Consider the following 18,154-nt stretch of genomic DNA (forward strand, 5'->3'; position numbering starts at 1 on the left):
CTTCCCGGCGGCCAATCTGTCTTGACCAGCAGCCGCTATCTGATCTCGGCCTCCAGGTCGAGCGCCTCCTCCTCGACTGCGAGGTAGGTATCTGAGGTCGCCGCCTCCAGGAATCCCTCCTCCCTGGGGAGGGCGAGGCGCGGAGCCAAATCGATGAGGTGCATCCAGGAGCCGCTGCCTCCCATCGTGAAACCGTCCCGTACGGACCGGAGTTGGTCGTCCCGCTGTTCCTCTCGGACTTCTCGCACGTACTCCTGGACCTCGGCGATCCTTTCCACGTATGCGCGATCGCTCATCTGTCGTTCGGGCAGCCGCGCGACGGCGCCCTCCGTGGGCTGAACTTCGCGGGGTAGTCCCTCCAGATATTTGGGCCGCTCTTCCCGGACCCGGGCGACGACGCGACGCTCCGCGTCGGCCAGCGCACGGCACGCGCTGTATAGGCGCCGGGACATCCCGAGCATGAGATCTGTTCCCGGCAGTCGTCCCGCCAGCATGTCCAGGCCGTTCTGTTGCCTGATGGCCTCGTCCCCGGCATCCGGCGCGACGCGGCGGCGCAGCTCGGTCGTCGCGCGGTCGCTCTCCAGCAGTCGGATCAGGTCCCCTCGCGCTGCTACTGGTCCTTCCTCGGGCCTGCCGACAGCCGTGATGCGTAAACTGTCACGGGGTAGCGATGCCAGCGCCAGATACGTCAGCATGCGCGACCGAGCGAGATTCAGGAGCGCTTCGTCGTCCTGTTCCAGCGTCTCCTCATCCGTGCTGTCCGCAGAGGCGTCACCGGGACTTCCGGCCATCGGGGCGTCACCGGGGCCTCCGCCCGTCGGGCCGCCACCGGGACTTCCGGCCGTCGGGGCGCCCTTGACATCGATCATCATGAACAGGCGCCGCTCCAAGCTGGTGCCGCACAGCACCTTCTGGTGCGGAACGGGCACAAGGGCACCGACATTCAGCTGCTTAGCTCCCGTGACTCGGCGACCCAGGCCGAGCCGACGGCCCCCTTTCGCCTCGACCAGCCAGAGCTCGGACGTCGCCCGATGCGTGCCGAACAGGTCCGGCAGACTGGATGTCTTGGCCCAGCCGGGCGCCGCACCCTGCGGTATCGCGCTCTCAGCGTGCGTGGTGGGACCGAGCCCCATCATCCGGCAAGCCCACTCCGCCATCGTCATGCCGACTTGGTAACCGAAGGCGGTACGAGTCGAACTTTCCGTTCCGTGGGAGTAGACGACGCTGGGTATGACCTCGTGCCCAGCACGGACAAGGTAGGCCGAGAGGGGGGAACGGCGCGCCATGATCTCTCGACGTGCGAGACGGGGGGTGGCGGCGATCCAGGGGCCGATGTCCCGTCCTACGGTGGTCGTGGCGTCGAGGAGGGCACGCCACGTCGTCCCGACCAGATACGCGCCGTCTGCAGGGATACCAGTGCACTTGGGCCAGGGCTGGTGGGCCGAGGCAACCTGTGCAGGGGAGGGCCGTGGCGCCGGGGTCAGCGGGGAGCTGCGGTAGAGAAACACGGGGACGTCGAAGGCGTCGGGCGCGGATATCGGGGTGTCCACGGTCCCAGCCCAGGCAGGCGGCTGCATGCGCCCACTGTGCCACTGGCTCGCGCGGCATCCTGTGGCGGGGCCGCGCGCAATGACCGCTGTGTCGTGTTCTACGGATGAACGATCCGCACGTTCCCAGGGAGCTGGTCGAGAAAGTGACCCGTTCCAGGATCAGTGGAGGCGAGGGAGCACGTGCTGATCTGTACGTCGGAGACTGTGCCGGGCGGAACTTGGGCACGTACCAACCCGTGAACGGAGCAATGGCGAAGTGGGCACGCGCGGTGGCCGAGGCGGAGTTGAGTGAGCCGCTTCCCCGTCGATGGGCGCACTCGCAAGGGGTTGCTCAGCGCGCGGCCGAAGTGGCTGGGGTTCTGGAGGACGACGCGGAGCTGCTGATCTCTGCGGCCGTCTTGCACGATGTGGGCTACGCCCCGCGGCTGGCCGTCACCGGATTTCATCCGCTGGATGGCGCTCGGTTTCTTCGTGACATCCATGCTGCGGATGAACGGCTGGTTCGCTTGGTGGCGAACCATTCGCTGGCGTTGCTGGAAGCTGAGGAGCGCGGGTTGCGGGACGTGCTGGAGGCCGAGTTTCCGCTGCTCGACGACCAGCGCCTTGTGGACGCCCTCGTCTACTGCGATATGACGACCACGCCCGATGGCGCGGTCACTTCTGTCGATGCTCGGCTGGCCGAGATCACCGCCCGTTACGGCTCCGACAGCCTGGTGGGGCGATTCATCCGTCGGGCGGCGCCGGAGATCCTCGCCGCTGTTGGGCGGGTGGAATCGGCGTTGGCGGCTCAGCCCAGGTAGGGGTATGTGCCGGCGAGGTAGTCGCCGATCTGTTGGCGCATGCTGGGGTGGATGTCGTACTGGTCCAGGTCGGATGGCTGGATGTAACGGACGCCGTCCGCTTCGTCGTTGACGGTGGGTTCGCCGCCCACGGGATGGCCGATGTAGGTGTTCTCGTACTGCTGGCGGATCTCGCCGTCGGTGTAGGCGACGATGTGGTTGGGGTTCGTGTAGACCCCCAAGAACCCTGTGATCTCGGCGATGATGCCGGTCTCTTCCTCGCATTCGCGCACCGCGCATTGTGCCGCTGTCTCGCCGATGTCCTGGGCGCCACCCGGCAGGGCCCATTGGCCTGTGTCACGACGGCGCTGGAGCAGGATGGCGCCGCGGTCGTCGACGACGAGCAGGTTGTTGGCGGGAATGAGCGTGTTCGCCTTGGGGGCCTTGGGGTCGTTGTAGTACTCAGTCCTGCCCATGTGGCGGGGGCCCCTCCTGATTTGGCGTCCAGGGCCGCGCGGTGGCCCAGACAGCGTCGAAACTCTGAGCGTAGTTGTCGAACCACCCGGCAGCGTCAGCTCGCTTGAGATGGAGCAGAGGGTTGGCACTGGCCGGCTGACCCCAGACATGCGGGTTGACCAGAAGGTCGTCGTCATAGCGGAACAGGGAGGCGTACAGCGTGGTGTCGTGCAATCTGACCTCACAGCCCGCCTCGGACAATAAGGGCCGGTAGTAGGTCAGGGAGGCGCGGATCTTGGCGGCGAGCGTGTCGCCGATGCCCTCTTCGTGGCCGCGGATGGCCACAGCCCGGCCGCTCGAATCGCCGAAGCAGAGCCGTACTCGCACCCCGTTTGCCGCCCGCTCGGCAAGCATCTTGGCGACGTGGGGGTTGGACTGGGCGACGAAGGTGCCGGAGAAGACGAGGACACTGATCTGCTCCTGGGCCCCCTCCAGCAGCGAGAGCCACATGTCCCGTGGAACGCTCGCCCGGTTCTGGTGGGTCCCGACCAGCTCCGAGCCTGACCCGGAACTGGGCTGTCCGGCAGTCGGCACGGGGGCCGGCCAAAGGAATAGCTCCTCCACCCGCAAGTGCTGGGCGGCGCGGAATCGGTGGCGCGGATGGGGAACGCGTCCACCGAGCCACCGGCCGACGGTCTTGGGGTCTACCTCGCAGACTTCAGCGAGTGACTCCGGCGAGACGCCGCGCTGAGCAAGTACGGAGTGCAGTCGCTCGTTCACAGAGGCTATACAAGCCGAGGCGGTCAGGAGCGGGCAAGGACGTTACGGGACGTTCATCAGGAGCCGAAGCTCCGACCAGGGTATTTACGCTGGTCGTATGGAGCTCATCGTCCTGTGGGACATCGACCACACGCTCATTGAGAACGCCGGAGTGAGCAAGGAGATCTACGCGGCTGCCTTCGCGGCGCTGGCGGGAACCGATCCGGCGGAACCGGCGCGAACGGAGGGCCGTACAGATCGCCTGATCATGCGCGACATGTTCCAGCGCAACGGTCTGGCCGAGCCAGGCTGGGGCGCTGTCGAGGCTGCTCTCGCCGGCGCGGGGGAGGAGCGTCTTCACGATCTCAGCCGGCGCGGAACGGCCCTGCCCGGCGTGCGTGACGTCTTGAAGGAATCCTCGGCACACGATGGCTGGGTGTCCTCGGTTCTCACCGGCAATATCGCGGCCAACGCACGCGTGAAGGTAGCGGCCTTCGGCCTTGACCCCCTGCTGGAACTGTCGGTTGGCGCTTACGGGGCCGACGCCCTCCAGCGTCCGGGCTTGGTGGCTGTTGCCCGCGAGCGTGCCCAACGCCTGCGGGGCGTACGGGATGACGTCCCTGTCGTGCTCGTAGGAGATACCCCGAGGGATGTTGAAGCCGCGCTTGCCACGAGCTCCGGGATCATCGCGGTCGCCTCCGGTGTCCACCGTGCCGAAGAGCTGGCCGCTGCCGGCGCCCAGGTGGTGCTACCGGACTTGACGGACACCGCGCGTGTTCTCGAGATCCTGGAGACCTTCTCGGCGCACTGAAAACGTCCCAGGACGTCCCCGTGGCGTCCGGATACGCGGTGATGCGGTCCTTCCTCATTCCGCGAGCATCAGGTCTTCCACCAGGCAACTGCCCCAAGGAGACCCACGTGATCGGGGAAGTCACCGGGATCCGCAGGATCCGGATGCTGTACCTGCAGCTTTTGTATCGCTGCAACTTCGAATGCCTGCACTGTTTCCATGGCAAGAGGCTCCAGTACGCCGATGCCTTCACCGCAGACGAGGCGATCAACCTCCTCACGCTCATGCGTGAGCAATACGGCACTGAGGCTGTCACGCTGCTCGGCGGCGAGCCGTTCGTCTACAAGGACCTCGCCCAGGTCGTCCGGTGCGCCAAGCAGGAACTGGGCATGCGGGTCGAGATCTGCACCAACGGCTATCGGATCGAGCGCCGGCTCACCGAGATCGCTCCCGATCTGGACCTGCTGCGGATATCGCTGGAGGGCATCGGCTCGGCCAACGACCTCATTCGCAAGTTCGGGAGCTACCGCAGCGCGCTGGGCGCACTCGACGTCGCCCGGGGACTCGGTGTCCGCACCGGTGCGACCCTGACGGTCACCGCTCGCAGCATCGACGAGGTGCTGCCTCTGGCGGGCATCCTGCAGCACTATGGGGTCGAGCAGTTGAAGCTCCATTGCCTGCGGCCGGTCGGCAACGCGGCAGATCACCCCGAACTCCTCGTCACCGATTCCGCCGCCTACATCCGCCTTCGTGAACAGCTCAAGACCTCCGAGCTGACCATCGAAGTGATCGTCGACGAGGACTTGTCCGAGCACGGCGCCCCGGAGACCTGCGCGCCCGCAGTCGGCCCGGCGCAGATCGAGCGGATCGAGGCCGATCCGCGCGGCGCACTCACCATGTCCTGCAAGGCGGTTGGCCAAGACTCGCACGCCTTCTGGTACGACAAACTCGCTGACCACATCACCCATCGACCCTCCGCCGGCGACGAACTCACCCTCGCGGTACCGGATGTGGTGTACGGGCGTGTCTGACCAGGCATCGTTCGAGAGTCTCGAAGGACTCCGCGGCACTGGCAAGTCGACCCTCGCGCCCATGCTCGCAGCAGCCCGCGGGGCCGTGCTGGTCCCCACCGTGCCGCCGAGCTATCAAGCACTGCGGCACGAGGTGGACCTCCGGGGGAATGTCGACGCCCGGATGTCCTTCTACCTCTCGGCCTTGTTCAGTGCGGCTGACCGTATTGAGCGGTACCTGTCCGTCGGCACCCCCGTCGTCGTGGAGAGCTACTTCGCCTTCTGCCTGGCCAATCCTCGCCATCAACGCCCAAGGAGAGCAGCCCAGTGCGGACACCGAGCATGTGGCGGCACACCCTCACCTTCTTCCCACAGTTCCTCGCCGCTCTGAAGGAGCGCGCAGAGCCTGACTCCACCGTTACGGTCATCGGCGCGAGCGACGGCAGGCTCATCCTGCCGCCGGTCTCCGCCGGCTATCGCGTCGTCGCCATCGAACGCGATCCGATCGCCCTTCACGGCGGCGAAGTCCAACTTCCGGGTGACAACACCGGCCATGCGATGGGGCTGATCGAGCGGCTGAGGCTCGAAGGGCTCAACGACCAAGTGCAGGTTGTAGAGGAGGACTTCCTCGTATCCGAGCCCTTGAGCACAATCAGTGACGCGGTCTGGACGAGCTGTTCATGGCATTACGGTGCCAACCACCATCGCCCTCTTGGCGAGTTCGTCGACCGTATGCAGCGCCTGGTCCGGCCCGGTGGTTTGTTCGGTGCGGAGTTCATGATGCCCATCGAGCTGCGCCATCACATGGTTGAGCACTACACGTCGCCTGAGAGGCTCCGGCGCTACTTCATGGGGGACTGGGACGTCCTGCTCACCCTGCGGACAGACGAGTTCGCCGAGCGGGCCCACGTCGGGCAATTGCAGGACCATACCCACCGCATGGGCCTTTTCCTTGCCGCCCGTGCGTGCACCCCCTCCTAGAGACACAGGGAGGAAGGACACATGAAGCACGAGTACGAGGCGAAGTTCCTCGCCGTCGACGTAGCCGACCTCCAGGCCAGGCTGACTGCCCTCGGCGCAATCCGAGCGTTCCCGCGTACCCTCCTCACCCGCAAAATCTTCGAGAACGACGCCCTTGACGGTGGCGCCTGGATCCGTCTGAGGGACGAGGCCACTCGATCCACGCTCACGTTGAAGCAGGTCACCGACCCCACCACCATCGACGGCACCACCGAGGTCGAGACCGAGGTCTCGGATCTGCACGCCATGGCCGAGATCCTCCGTACGATCGGCCTGCGCGAGGTCCGCTACCAGGAGAACTACCGCGAGGAGTGGCGCCTGGGCGAGGTCGCCTTCGACTTCGACACCTGGCCGGACCTCCCCACGTTCATCGAGATCGAAGGACCCGACGAGGCATCAATCCGGCAGGCAGCGCCTCTGCTCGACCTCGACTATGCGAAAGCCCGGTTCGGCAGCGTCGACGAGATCTACAAGAGCGAATCCGGTCGCGACATCCTGGCCGAGCCCACCCTCCTTTTTGCCGACGCCCATAAGAAGGGGCAGGCCCGGATGGCCGTCCAGGGCGAATGACCTTGAGGGCCGACCCGTGCATGTTGAACTGACCCTGACGCCCCGGTTGATACCTGGGATCGCCGCATTCGCCCGAGGTGGCCTGCCGGCACCCGCGGACACCGACGACGGCAACAGGTGGGTAGACGGATACTGCTGGCTCTACTGCGGCCAGGAATGGACCCGTGTCCTGTGGATCGGTCCCGTGAGCGTGGCCGGTGCCCCGGCTGCCATGTACGCCTGCGGCCCCTGCATCCGGGAACTGCACGACCAGGTCTGGCAATCCATCCTTCTCCACGATGAGCCGACTCGGTCGTCGCAACCCGCTGGTCCCTCCGAATCGGGGTCGTCCGCCGGACGACGCGGAGGCAGGCACCGGGCGCCAGGCCGATTCCTGCGCCGTCGCTGAGCGCCGCCTCCGACACGACGATGAGCCGGCTCATCATTCCCGCCGCCGTGCGTACACCACTTGAGCCGCGGCCCCCGACCGCAGTACCAGCACCTCCGCACGCCACGGACTCCCCGCCACACCGGCGGGAGATAGGTAGAGGAAGGAGTACGAAGTGGGAGACAAGACACCCTCCGTCGAGGAGGGCCTGGTGGTCGCCGTGGAAGTCCTCGCGAGCGTCCACGACCGCCACGACAGCAACGCCTCCGACCCGGGGCAGGGCGGCTCGGGTGACGGCCCCTGGCCCGGGGGTGACGGGCTGAACCACGCGGCGTAGCCGCCAGTTCTCTGGCGGAGGGACCACGCGCACGCGGTCCCTCCGCCTCCCACATCCGATCCGGCACAAGGAAGGGAACAGCTCATGGAGCATCGATTGGTTCGTGCCGTCGAAGAGGCACTTGGGTGGGATGGTCCAAGCCCGCTCGGTAAGGCGTTCGTCCGGGGAAGCATCAAGGACCCCGAGGTCCTGGCACGGCTGCTCACGCCTCCGCGCGTGCTCGACATGGTCATGCGCCGGAGCCTCGCCAACCCCCAGTTCCGTTTCTTCAAAGGTGGTGAGGAACTGCACCCGGACGCGTACCTCGACCGTCAGGTCACACCCCGGGGGCAGGCGATTCCGATGGTGGACATGCGCCGTTTGGGCAGCCTGCTGCGCGAGGGCGCGACGCTGGTTCTGGACCAGTCGAACGTCTTCGATCCCACGATGGAGGCGGCCTGCCGGGCAATGCAGTGGTGGTCCCGGGAGCACGTCCAGGCGAACGTCTACCTGACCACGAACGACGCGTCCGGCTTCGACCTGCACTGGGACGACCACGACGTCCTCATCGTGCAGTTGGCCGGCGAGAAGCAGTGGGAGGTACGCGGTACCTCCCGGCCCGTGCCCATGTTCCGAGATGCCGAGCGGAACAACACACCCAGCGAAGAGATCGTGTGGACCGGCACCATGAAGGCCGGCGACGTGATGCACATCCCCCGCGGCTACTGGCACGCGGCCACCCGCGTGGGCCAGGGCGGCGGCCACAGCACCCATGTGACCTTCGGCTTCGCCAAGCGCACCGGGGTGAGCTGGCTGACCTGGCTCGCCGACTGGTCCCGCCAGGAGGAGGTGTTCCGCCACGACCTTGACCGATGGGGCAGCCCCGACGAACAACAGGCCCAGCGCTCGCTGCTGGCCACCGAGGCATTTCACCTCGTCGACGCCCGCGACCCGGCGGAGTTCCTCATGCTGCGCGAGCAGGATGCTTCTCCCGGCAGGCACGTTCCCTTCCTGGAGATCTTCGGTCCTCTAAGGGCCGTGGCGTGTGTCAGCGAGTTCCCACCCCTGATCAGCGAGGTCGGGGAGACCGTTGTCGTGGTGGCAGCCGGCAAGAAGCTCACGTTCGCGGCCAGGGCACTGCCGGGGCTCCGCATGCTCCTGAGCGGCCACCCCGTCCAACTGGACGAGGCCGCCCACGCGCTGGGCGCCGAGGTGGAGGCACTGGCGAAGATCCTGGTGGAGGAGGAGCTGTGCGCGAGTCTGACCCCCGAATTGTTCTTGGGCTACACCGATCTCGTTACGAGCGCCGGATCCTGACCAGCGCGCTGGAACTCGGTATCGACGCGATCGACACCAGCTTCAACTACCGTGGTTTCTCGGCCCACTCCGCCCTTTCGGAGGTCGCAAGCGATCTCCTTCCCCGCTTCACGCTCTCCACCAAGGTCGGCTTCTTCCCGGCCGCCGGACAGGCCGAGCACTCCCTCGACCCCGGCCGACTCAGGGAAGCCATGGAGCAGACGAACCGCGACCTGGGCCGCGCGCCGGACCTGGTATTCCTGCACAACCCCGAGCGCTCTCTCACCGGCTCGCCGGACGCCGAGCAGGATGCCCTGCACATGGCGTGCGCGGCCCTGGAGGCAGCCGCGGCAGCGGGGTTGTGCGGAGCCTGGGGCATCTCCTCCTGGGATCCCCGCCGGCTGCCTGAACTGGCGGTCGGCACCACGCCCAGGCCCGATGTGCTCATGGTCCGCGGGGGCCTCCTCGCAGGGATCGAGGTCCTGGAAGCGTCCGAATCCCTGGCAGCCCGATGGGACCTCGGCACGGACCAACTGTGGGCTATGAGCCCGTTCGGCGGCAGGGCCACAGACCCGCTGTGGGGCAATCTCGACCCACAGGTGTTCATCCAGGAGTCTGATGACGCCCTCTCGTCCCTACAGTCCGCGTTCCGCGCCGCGTACTGGCTACCGAGAGTGGGAAGGGTCGCCGTCGGTACGGATAACCCGTCCCACCTGCGTGAACTGATCGATGCCCTGCGGTACGAGGCTGACATCGGGAACGTCCGTATGTACCGGCGGCTCCTCCGCCAACGGGCAGGCCGTCAGCCCCTCTGAAGGTCGTCCGCGACTCGTGCCGCCATGTCGCGTGCCGGTTCGAGGCGAGGGTCCTCGGGGTGAGCGTCCGGGGCCAGGATCTTCGCGCAGACGAACAAGGTCATCAGCTTGCCGTCCCGGCTCTCCAGGTCGTGGCGCCGTTCGTGGCGGACGCGCTCGGCCAACGCCGGGACGGCGAGCGAGTTCCCCCACAGCGAGGCCGCGTCCAGACCTTGAGGGGCCATGCCCCAGTCCTCCCAGTCGAACAGACAGAACCGCGGTCCGGTCAGGTTCGCCCAGTTGAGGTCGGCGTGTGCCGGCCGCCACTGGCGCAACGCCGTGTCGGCGCCGACGCGAAGGAACCGCTGGATCGCCTCCGTAACACCGCTCTGGGTGATTGTGACGGTGTCCGGGGTGGCCACGCGCCTCGTGTGCTGGACGGCCAGTGCGTCCAGCGACGCGTTCAGCGCCTGCCACCAGTCGTCCGGCAGGTCGGGGTCGGCGGCAAGAACGCTGCTGCCGATCGGCGCTCCTGGCAGGAGGTCCATCTCGTCGGCCCGCCACATCACGGCGTCATCGGGCTCACGCCAAGCCGTGCCCCGGTGCCACCGGGGCTTGGCCACCCCATCCAGCAGGGCAGCGCATTCGATTCCGTTCCAGCCCTGGCCACCGATCTTCTCGAAACGGCGCCGCTCGATCCGCACCCACGTACCACGGTCCGTACGCGCACCGAGCGAGCGCCGTTTACGTACCAGCGTCCCCCGATCCAGCGAAGTCTGGAAGCCACGCTCAACCTCGTTGAGTACGTCATCGACCGGCTCAACTCGCAGGTCGACGTGGGGTGTAGCGGACAGAGAAGACGGCACTGGACCTCCTTGGCGACGGAACGACGCTAGCAACAAACCAGGCACGCGAATCCCAGAAGAAGCGGAGGCAACGCAGCCGAGAGCCGATGAGCCACCAGGCATCGTCGCGGCCATCGTCCGCAACCCAGCAAGCCACATGACCGACTCAGGGATAGCGCGAAACGGCTGAAGCCCATCGGTCGAGTTATGAAACGCGCTGCTCGCCGACGCGCGGGTGCCTGTGCGCCGCGTTGGGCTGACCGGAAAGCTATTACTTTCAGTGATCATTTGCATACCTGGTGTCAGTGGCGCGTGCTCTCATACAACCTTCTGGCGATACGCCAACGACAGGGAACAAAAGGGGAGTTACTTCATGGCGGCACAGGTGAAGGTGCACGTTCGGGGCGGCACCGCTTCTACCGCTCCTGTTGCGTTGGGCGGGGTCCGATGAGCCGCCGCCCGGTACGGCGCAGGTATCGGCGTCGTCCGGTCCGCCGTTCCAGGAAGCAGGACGAGCAGGTTGCCCTGCTGGTGGCCGCAGTCGTGGCGGTCGGCCTGGTCGCCGCCGTCGTGCAATGGCTCCTCGCGCACTGGTGGGTTCTCATCTTCGCCGTCTTGATCGCCGCCGGCGCGGCCGGCCTCTGGCTCCAGCAGGCGCGGCAGCGCGCCGAGTGGGAACGCGTACGCGCCCGGGCCCTGCGGTTGCGCATCGCCGAGCTTGACTCGCTGGATCACCGTGCGTTCGAGTTCGCCATACGGGACCTGATGCGCCGGGACGGTTGCGAAGCCGAGCAGCTTGGCGGTGCCGGCGACAACGCTTGCGACGTACGGGCGACCGACCCGGTCGGCCGGGTCTGGGCCATCCAGTGCAAGCACCGCCGAGACGGGGACCACGGGTCGGCAGTCGGCGTCGGTGTGCTGCAGCAGGTCAATGGCACCGCACGGCAGATCCACGGGGCGGATATCGCGGTCGTGCTCACCAACGGCCGCTTCTCGTCGAAGGCCGTCCCCTGGGGCAGAGAGCACCGTATCCATCTCGTCGACCGCCGCGTACTTGGCGAGTGGGCCGCAGGGTCTCGGCCGCTGTGGGATCTGCTGGACCGCATCCCGCCGCCACGCCGCCCGACGGCCCTGTCGTGACCCCGTGGAACAGGGGAACGGGTGCGACGGGGTACCCGCGGGCCCCGTATCCGGATCCTGCGGAGACCAAGCCCTCAGACGAGAGCTCTGTCGTCAGCCACTGGTAACTGGACCACTGCGTCGCCCAGTTCGGGCGACACCGAAAGACAGGCCGTTCATACCTGATGGGAGGACTGACCGGGTGATTCTGACGATCAACGTGGCTCTTCTGCTGGCTGTCGTCATCGTTCTGCGACTGCGTCGGCGTACACAGTCCCGAAGCCGGAGGGACGAGAAGCTGACCGTGCTTATCGTGATGGTGTTCGGCGTGCTGATCGCCCCGACGAGCTTTGGCCAGGGCGTCCTGAACGTCGTGGGCCAACTCGCGGACAGCGTCACACAGTCCGGCAGTCCGTGAGTTCCTCGGTACCCGTCCTACGGCGAATGTCTCACCAATCCTTCGGCCGGGATTCCCTGGCCTCACGGTCCACCGTGCACTCACGGCCAGAGTCTTGCGCAGCAGTGGCGCCAGGTCTCTCCGATGATTGAACAGGCGTGGGTCGCCGAGGAGGGGGATGCAGGCGGCGATGGCCGCTTCGCGTACATGCGGATCGGGGTCGTTGAGACAGTCGGAGACCGCAGCGAAGATCGCGGGGCGGATTTCACGGATCTGGACGAACGGCGGGTAGTCCTCGGGCGGGAATCCATAGTGTCGGCTGGTCGCTTCGGCTTCGTCGGTGACCTCGTCGGTGACCTCGTCGGTGACCTCGTTGGCGGCCGAGTCCAGCCAGTCCAGCAGTTCCGCGCGCAACGGACCCGGAATGGTGCGGGGTGTTGCGCCGACGGGCACAGCGGTACGCGGGTCGGTGAGGATGCCGGCCACGTAGAGAGCGGCCGGTGCTGTCGCGGAGTACAGGGTGCACTGATGCAGCACCGCGTGGTCGAGGTGATCCAGAGCCCTTGAGCGGACACCTTGGTCGGCTTGGGGGCATGTCGCACAGCTCCCCATCTCTGCCCGCAGCCCCATGTGTGCCATATGTGTGCCGCGAGTACGAAGGCCCTCCCGCCCGAAGGACGGAAGGGCCTCTGACCAGGCGTTTTACTGTGCCCCCGGCAGGATTCGAACCTGCGGCACCCGCTTTAGGAGAGCGGTGCTCTATCCCCTGAGCTACGGAGGCGGGCGAAGTCCCAGGTTGGACCTGAAACAGCGTAGCGGATTCGGCGTCCCGAGGTGGTCGCCGGGGTGATGCTCGGGCTTGGCTCGTTCCGTGGGGTGGTGATGACCTGGGTGTTTGGTCGATTCTGGGCGTTACGTGGATCGGGCCGTTCCGTCGTGGGCTTCGAGCGTGAGGATGTCGTCGGCGTGGTGTGCGACGAGGGTGAGGTCGTGGGTGACCAGGACGACGGCCAGGCCATGGGTCGTCCGTAGGTCCCGCAGCAGTGCCATGACGTCGGCTGCGGTGTCCGTGTCGAGGGCGGAGGTGACTTCGTCGCACAGCAGGACGTCGGGTTCGGCGGCCAGGGCGCGGGCGATGGAGACCCGTTGGCGCTGGCCGCCGGAGAGTTCGTGGGGGTAGCGGGTGGCGAAGTCCGCGGGGAGGTTGACGGCGGTCAGGAGTTCCGCGACCCGGGCCGTCCGGTGGGCGGTGGGCAGGGCGAGGTGGAGTTTCAGGGGGCGGCTGAGGGTGGCGCCCACCGTGCGGGCGGGGTTGAGGGCGCCGAGTGGGTTCTGGGGGACCAGTTGGATGCGGCGGCGCTGGTCGCGGGTGCGGTGCCGGTGGGTGGCGGTGAGTGGGCTGCCGTGCAGGGTGAGGGTTCCGCCGGTGGGTGGGTGGAGCCCCACGAGGGTGTGCACCAGTGTGGTCTTGCCGCAGCCCGAGGGGCCGACGACCGCGGTCAGGGCGCCGGGGCGTATGTCGAGGTCGAGGTCCGCGAGCACCTGGCGGCGGCCGGAGCCTGTTCCGACGTGGGCGGTGAGGGAACGCGCGGTCAAAGCAGCGCCGCCCGCGCGGACTTGGTGGCGCGGGTGGGGGGCGGAGTCCTCCTGGGCGGGTGTACGGGGGGTGGCCGGGCCGAGGGTGAGGGCGAGGGTGTCGTCGGCGCAGCGGGCCACGAACTCCGGGTCGTGGCTGGCGAGCGCGATCGCGATTCCCTGGTGGTCCGCGAGGGCGCGCAGGAGGTCGGCGATCTCGTCGCGCAGCGCCGCGTCGAGTCCGGCGGTGGGCTCGTCGAGGAGCAGGATGTCGGGGCGGCGGGCGAGGGCGCGGGCCAGGGCGACGCGGCGTTGCTGGCCGCCGGACAGGGCGGCGGGGCGGCGGCGTTCCAGTTGTTCGTCGGTGGGGAGCCGGACCTGTTCGAGGAGGCCGAGCAGGGCCGTACGGGATTTGTCCGCGGCTGTCTCGGTGATCAGGCGGCCGGTCCTCATCCGGGGGTTGAGGCCGGAGGCGGGGTCCTGGCCGAGGTAGGCGAGGTTTTCGCGGCGAAGACGGCGCAGGCGTTCGGGGGCCAGGGCGAGGATGTCGTGCCCGAGGACGGTGACGGTTCCGGCGGTGACGGCCGCGCCCGGTGGTACGGCGCCGACGAGCGTGCGCAGCAGGGTCGTCTTGCCCGCGCCGGAGGGGCCGGTGATGGCGTGGACGCGGCCTCGTTCGAGGGTGAGGGTGGCGTGGTCGAGCAGGGGGGTGCCGTCGGGGAGCGTGATGGTCAGCGCGGTGGCGCGGGCGGCTGCGGCGGTGTGGCTCACAGGGGTGTCTCCGGGGTGGGCCGGGCGGGCGCGAGTGCTTCGGCGGCGAGGTTGACGCTGATGGCGAGCAGGCCGATGGCCAGACAGGGTGCGGCGACGGCCCAGGGGTTGAGCAGGATGCCGGGGGCGTTCTCGCGGATCATCAGGGCCCAGTCCGCTTCGGGGGGCTGGGGCCCGAGTTGGAGGAAGGCGGCGACGGAGACGATGTAGACGCCTTCGACGAAACGCAGCCCGAACAGCGCGAGCAGTGTGGAGCGGAGGTTGGGCAGCACTTCGCGGGCCATCAGGTACCAGAGCCGTTCGCCCCCGGCGGAGGCGGTTTCGACGTACCCGGCGGCGGCGATGGGCGCGGCGGCGGCTGCCACGACCCGTACGGCGTACGGGACGCCGAGGACGGTCGCGGCCAGCCCGACGGCGAGGCGACCGCCGGAGGGCCAGGCCAGGGCGATGAGCATGATGCCCAGGACGGACGGCAGCAGGATGGCGAGATCCGCGGCGCGTTCGACCCAGCGGCCGAGGCGCGGGCGCAGTGCGGCGAGGATGCCGAGCGCGGTGGCGGCGGCCGTGACGGCCAGGGCGACGGCCAGGGCTGTGGCGATCAGGGGGGCGCCGCCGGACAGCAGCCGGCTCAGTACGTCGCGGCCGAGCAGGTCCCCGCCGAGCGCGGCGGTCTCGTCCGCCGGGCCGTACGGGGCGGTCAGGGGCCGGTCGATGGCGTGGGGTGCCAGCAGGGGGCCGGCCAGCGCGAGGACAAGGAGTAGCAGTGCGGGCAGTGCGCGGGACAACACCCTTGCTCTGGACGGTTTCTGACGTGCTGTCAGAGGTGTGGCGGTCATCGGTCCGTTCCCAGGATGCGCTCGCGTACGAAGTCGGCCAGGAGCAGAAGGGTGCTGATCGCCGCGCCGGTGGCGACGACGACTCCGGCGACCAGCGGGGTGTCCCGGTCGGCGATGGCGCCGGCGAGGACCGCTCCGACGCCGGGGTAGTTGAACAGGGTCTCCACGACGACCGCCCCGCCCACCAGCATGCCCGCGGAGGTGGCGGTGGAGACCGCGACGGCGGGCAGGGCGCCGGGCAGCATGTGGTGGGTGAGGACGCGGTGGCGGGGCAGGCCGTCGATGATCGCGGCCTGGACGTGCGGGAGGCCGGCCTGGTCGGCGAGCGCCCCTCGTACGATCCGGGTGTTCCAGCCGATCTGGGGGATCGCGAGTGCCAGCAGGGGCAGCACCAGCATGTTCCATGAGGCGGGCGCGCCGTCGGGGCCGGTGAGGGTGACGGCCGGGAGCCAGCCGGCCCACTGGGAGAACACCAGCAACAGGGCGACGGAGACCACGAATTCGGGCAGGGCGAAGGCGGCCGTCGAGGTGGTGGCGACGGCCCGGTCCACCCGGCCGCCGGGGCGCAGGGCGGCCCAACTGCCCAGCGCGAGCGCCCCGATGATGCTCAGCGCGAGGGCGAGGGAGCCCAGCAGCAGGGTGTTCGGGAAGGGCCCGGACAGCACCGAGGTGACGGGCTGCCCGTGTGCGGTGGTGCCGAGGTCGCCGGTGGGCAGGCCGCTGATCCAGTCCCAGAACCGTTCCGCCACCGGCCGGTCGAGACCGAGCGCCGCCCGCCGCAGCGCCATGTCGGCCGCGCTCTCGCCGCGTTCGGAGGTGGCGTCGGCCGCGTCGCCCGGCAGGAGTTCGATCGCGGCGAAGACCGCGGCGGGCAGCAGAGCGAGCATGCCCAGCCGGCGGACCACGAGCCGGGCGGCCCGGCCCGCGCCGGAGACGACGCGGGCCGGGCGGGGGACAGGGCGGGCCGGGCGGGCCGGGCGAGGCGGACCGGGCGGGCCGGAGCGGTCCTTCGTAACGTCGTCGTCGTCGGCGGCGGCCGGGATCAACGGGCCAGCCAGGTCTTCTCAAGCTGGACGCGACCGTAACCGGGCAGCTTGGGCAGATCGCGTACGGCGGTCCCCGCGAGGTCGATGCCGTCGGCCATGCCCCACAGCAGATACCCGGACTTGGCGAACTCGATCTCCTGCAACCGGTGCAGCGCCTCGCTCCGCCCGGACTCCTCGGCGTGCCCGATCGCCTCGCGGTAGGCCGCGTCGAACGTGGGCTCCTGCCAGCCCGCCTCGTTCTGCCCGGCCTCGGAGACCATGGTCTTGGAGGCGAAGAAGATCACGGAGTCGTTGGTGCCCCAGTACGAGGTGTACAGCGGTGCCTTGAGCCAGGTGTCGTCCCAGAAGACCTTCGAGTCCTGCTTCACGACCTTGATCTTCACCCCGGCTTCGCGGACCTGGGTGGCGAACAGCGTCGCGGACTCCGCGAGACCGGAGATGTCCTCGCTGGTGAGCAGGTCGTACGTCTTGGCTGTGTCGAACCCGGCCTCGGCGAGCAGTTCCTTGGCCTTGGCGAGGTCGCGCCCGCGCTGCGGGATGTCCTTGGCGAACTTCGGGTCGCCGGTCCCCAGGATGTCGTTGGCGACGGTGCCGTAGCCGGACAGGACCTGCTTGACCATGGCGTCGCGGTCCACCGCGAGCCGCAGGGCCTCGCGTACCCGCTCGTCCGCGAACGGGCCGTCGGCGGTGCGCATGACGATGGGCATCGCCATGTCGTTGGGCCTGCGCAGGATCTGGATGTCCTCGCGGTTCTCGGCGGTACGGGCCGCGACGGCGCCCACGTTGGAGGCGACGTCGATCTGGCCGGCCAGCAGGGCGTTCGACATCGCCTGCGGGCTCTCGAAGATGAGTACCTCGATGGCGTCCAGCAGCACCTTGCCGCCGTACCAGTCGTCGTTGCGGACCAGACGGGCGTTGCCGTCGCGGAACCAGTCGAGTGTGAAGGGGCCGGTGCCCGGTGCGTCGGCGAGCTGGTCGTCCTTGGTGTCCTTCTTCAGTACGAAGGTGGTCAGCCGGGTGAGCAGCGGCAGTTCGGCGTTGGCGTAGTCGGAGACCAGGACCACCGTCCTGGCGTCATCGGCGGTGATGCCCTCGGGCTTGATGCCCGGCAGGCGGGAGGCGCCGGCGGGGGTGGCCCGCAGCCGTTTCAGCGACCAGACGACGTCCTCGGCGGTGACCGGGGTGCCGTCGTGGAACTTCGCGCCGTCGGCTATGACGAAACGCCAGGTCTTGAGGTCTTCGGAGGACGTCCAGCTCGCGGCGAGCCTCGGCGCGGTGTTGGTCTTGTCGCCGGGCACCGTCAGGGTGTCGTGGACGAGGCTGAGGATCAGGTAGTCGCTCTCGTTGGACTGCGTGCCGTGCGGGTCACGGGTGACCGAGGACGCCTTGCCCAGCGCGCCGACCTTCAACGTGCCGCCGCTGCGGGGTTGTTGGGAGGCACCGGAGGCGCCGCCGCCCTTCGAGCCGTCCGATCCACCACCGCAGGCCGCGAGCGTACCGGCCGCACCGATCCCGGCTCCGGCCCACAGCAACTGTCGTCTGGTGACGCCCACGTCGTCCTCGTTTCCGGAAGCAGAGAATTTACTTAGGTTTACCTATCCTAATTTTCCGCGCTTTCACAACCCGCCCGGCGTAGGCATCAAGGCGGGCCGCCGCTTTCGAAGGGTCCTCAACTCGCCTACCGGCGTGGGGAGGTGAGATTACGCGGCAGCGCGTAGCTGTCAAAGGAGTGATCGACGACACATCCGTGGGCGGCGGACGACCGACCCGCCTGTCCGCCCCGCACCCGGGCGGCACTATGGTCGCCCTGACCGAGCAGGAGATCGATGCGCTCCTCACCGAACCCCGCGGAAGCCGA

Annotated in this window: 19 protein-coding genes and 1 tRNA gene; 11 read left to right on the forward strand and 9 right to left on the reverse strand. The window is 68.4% G+C overall.

Translation table 11 applies throughout. The features are described 5' to 3' along the window. Positions 1-35: 35 nt before the first annotated feature. Positions 36-1,163 carry a hypothetical protein gene (locus OG329_RS24780; protein ID WP_405798168.1) on the reverse strand — a complete coding sequence of 376 codons (1,128 nt, stop codon included), beginning with the start codon at positions 1,161-1,163 and terminating at the stop codon, positions 36-38. 635 nt (positions 1,164-1,798) lie between these two features. Between OG329_RS24780 and OG329_RS24785 the strand changes: the two genes are divergently transcribed. After that, a complete protein-coding gene (locus OG329_RS24785; protein WP_405798170.1) occupies positions 1,799-2,350 on the forward strand; it encodes an HD domain-containing protein in 552 nt (183 codons plus the stop codon). Here OG329_RS24785 and OG329_RS24790 read toward each other — a convergent pair. Further along, on the reverse strand, positions 2,338-2,805 hold the full coding sequence (locus tag OG329_RS24790; protein WP_405798172.1) for an NUDIX hydrolase: 468 nt from the start codon (positions 2,803-2,805) through the stop codon (positions 2,338-2,340). The genes OG329_RS24785 and OG329_RS24790 overlap by 13 nt on opposite strands. Then, positions 2,792-3,565 (reverse strand): XRE family transcriptional regulator, encoded by a 774-nt coding sequence (locus OG329_RS24795; RefSeq protein ID WP_405798173.1) that lies wholly within the window; start codon positions 3,563-3,565, stop codon positions 2,792-2,794. The genes OG329_RS24790 and OG329_RS24795 overlap by 14 nt, the downstream gene beginning before the upstream one ends. A gap of 97 nt (positions 3,566-3,662) precedes the next feature. Here OG329_RS24795 and OG329_RS24800 point away from each other — a divergent pair, with 97 nt between their 5' ends. The 7 genes from OG329_RS24800 to OG329_RS24830 all read left to right on the forward strand — a co-directional run bounded on the left by OG329_RS24800 (position 3,663) and on the right by OG329_RS24830 (position 9,728). Beyond that, the gene (locus OG329_RS24800) at positions 3,663-4,355 is read left to right on the forward strand and encodes an HAD family hydrolase (RefSeq protein WP_405798174.1); all 693 of its coding nucleotides are present in this window, start codon (positions 3,663-3,665) and stop codon (positions 4,353-4,355) included. 107 nt (positions 4,356-4,462) lie between these two features. Then, entirely contained in the window at positions 4,463-5,365 is a 903-nt protein-coding gene (locus OG329_RS24805) for a radical SAM protein (RefSeq protein WP_405798176.1), read from the forward strand. 306 nt (positions 5,366-5,671) lie between these two features. After that, positions 5,672-6,325 (forward strand): SAM-dependent methyltransferase, encoded by a 654-nt coding sequence (locus tag OG329_RS24810; RefSeq protein ID WP_405798178.1) that lies wholly within the window; start codon positions 5,672-5,674, stop codon positions 6,323-6,325. Between the two features lie 21 nt (positions 6,326-6,346). Beyond that, the gene (locus OG329_RS24815; RefSeq protein WP_405798179.1) at positions 6,347-6,934 is read left to right on the forward strand and encodes a class IV adenylate cyclase; all 588 of its coding nucleotides are present in this window, start codon (positions 6,347-6,349) and stop codon (positions 6,932-6,934) included. A 542-nt stretch (positions 6,935-7,476) separates the two neighbouring features. Further along, a complete protein-coding gene (locus OG329_RS24820; RefSeq protein WP_401366043.1) occupies positions 7,477-7,638 on the forward strand; it encodes a hypothetical protein in 162 nt (53 codons plus the stop codon). An 84-nt stretch (positions 7,639-7,722) separates the two neighbouring features. Continuing rightward, positions 7,723-8,934 carry a JmjC domain-containing protein gene (locus tag OG329_RS24825; RefSeq protein WP_405798181.1) on the forward strand — a complete coding sequence of 404 codons (1,212 nt, stop codon included), beginning with the start codon at positions 7,723-7,725 and terminating at the stop codon, positions 8,932-8,934. Further along, entirely contained in the window at positions 8,868-9,728 is an 861-nt protein-coding gene (locus tag OG329_RS24830) for an aldo/keto reductase (protein WP_405798183.1), read from the forward strand. Before OG329_RS24825 ends, OG329_RS24830 begins: the two co-directional genes overlap by 67 nt. Here the strand turns inward: OG329_RS24830 and OG329_RS24835 are convergent. Beyond that, entirely contained in the window at positions 9,716-10,573 is an 858-nt protein-coding gene (locus OG329_RS24835) for a hypothetical protein (protein WP_405798185.1), read from the reverse strand. The two genes, OG329_RS24830 and OG329_RS24835, sit on opposite strands and share 13 nt — an antisense overlap. A gap of 510 nt (positions 10,574-11,083) precedes the next feature. Here OG329_RS24835 and OG329_RS24840 point away from each other — a divergent pair. The 3 genes from OG329_RS24840 (at position 11,084) to OG329_RS24850 (ending at position 12,635) form a co-directional block, all read left to right on the forward strand. Continuing rightward, positions 11,084-11,692 (forward strand): restriction endonuclease, encoded by a 609-nt coding sequence (locus tag OG329_RS24840; protein WP_405798187.1) that lies wholly within the window; start codon positions 11,084-11,086, stop codon positions 11,690-11,692. Positions 11,693-11,873: 181 nt separating this feature from the next. Then, positions 11,874-12,089, forward strand: coding sequence for a hypothetical protein (locus tag OG329_RS24845; RefSeq protein WP_405798189.1), 216 nt, complete (start codon positions 11,874-11,876; stop codon positions 12,087-12,089). 123 nt (positions 12,090-12,212) lie between these two features. Continuing rightward, entirely contained in the window at positions 12,213-12,635 is a 423-nt protein-coding gene (locus OG329_RS24850; RefSeq protein WP_405798191.1) for a hypothetical protein, read from the forward strand. Positions 12,636-12,776: 141 nt separating this feature from the next. Here the strand turns inward: OG329_RS24850 and OG329_RS24855 are convergent. From OG329_RS24855 to OG329_RS24875, 5 genes are all read right to left on the reverse strand, one after another. Beyond that, positions 12,777-12,849, reverse strand: a tRNA-Arg gene (locus OG329_RS24855). 131 nt (positions 12,850-12,980) lie between these two features. Continuing rightward, positions 12,981-14,414, reverse strand: a complete 1,434-nt coding sequence (locus OG329_RS24860) for an ABC transporter ATP-binding protein (protein WP_405798192.1) — start codon at positions 14,412-14,414, stop codon at positions 12,981-12,983. Next, complete coding sequence (locus OG329_RS24865; protein ID WP_405798194.1) at positions 14,411-15,250, reverse strand: ABC transporter permease subunit; 840 nt, start codon at positions 15,248-15,250, stop codon at positions 14,411-14,413. Before OG329_RS24865 ends, OG329_RS24860 begins: the two co-directional genes overlap by 4 nt. After that, on the reverse strand, positions 15,247-16,296 hold the full coding sequence (locus OG329_RS24870) for an ABC transporter permease (RefSeq protein ID WP_405798196.1): 1,050 nt from the start codon (positions 16,294-16,296) through the stop codon (positions 15,247-15,249). The genes OG329_RS24865 and OG329_RS24870 overlap by 4 nt, the downstream gene beginning before the upstream one ends. Then, positions 16,293-17,849 carry an ABC transporter substrate-binding protein gene (locus tag OG329_RS24875; protein ID WP_405798198.1) on the reverse strand — a complete coding sequence of 519 codons (1,557 nt, stop codon included), beginning with the start codon at positions 17,847-17,849 and terminating at the stop codon, positions 16,293-16,295. Before OG329_RS24875 ends, OG329_RS24870 begins: the two co-directional genes overlap by 4 nt. Positions 17,850-18,154: the final 305 nt, after the last annotated feature.

This window comes from Streptomyces sp. NBC_01506, from assembly GCF_045040295.1.
GTDB lineage: Bacteria > Actinomycetota > Actinomycetes > Streptomycetales > Streptomycetaceae > Streptomyces.

Coding starts and splice junctions, on each gene's coding strand:
- OG329_RS24800 (WP_405798174.1), top strand. CDS start 3,663: ATGGAGCTCATCGTCCTGTGGGACATCGACCACACGCTCATTGAGAAC.
- OG329_RS24780 (WP_405798168.1), bottom strand. CDS start 1,163: ATGACGATGGCGGAGTGGGCTTGCCGGATGATGGGGCTCGGTCCCACC.
- OG329_RS24785 (WP_405798170.1), top strand. CDS start 1,799: ATGGCGAAGTGGGCACGCGCGGTGGCCGAGGCGGAGTTGAGTGAGCCG.
- OG329_RS24815 (WP_405798179.1), top strand. CDS start 6,347: ATGAAGCACGAGTACGAGGCGAAGTTCCTCGCCGTCGACGTAGCCGAC.
- OG329_RS24825 (WP_405798181.1), top strand. CDS start 7,723: ATGGAGCATCGATTGGTTCGTGCCGTCGAAGAGGCACTTGGGTGGGAT.
- OG329_RS24790 (WP_405798172.1), bottom strand. CDS start 2,805: ATGGGCAGGACTGAGTACTACAACGACCCCAAGGCCCCCAAGGCGAAC.
- OG329_RS24865 (WP_405798194.1), bottom strand. CDS start 15,250: ATGACCGCCACACCTCTGACAGCACGTCAGAAACCGTCCAGAGCAAGG.
- OG329_RS24850 (WP_405798191.1), top strand. CDS start 12,213: ATGATTGAACAGGCGTGGGTCGCCGAGGAGGGGGATGCAGGCGGCGAT.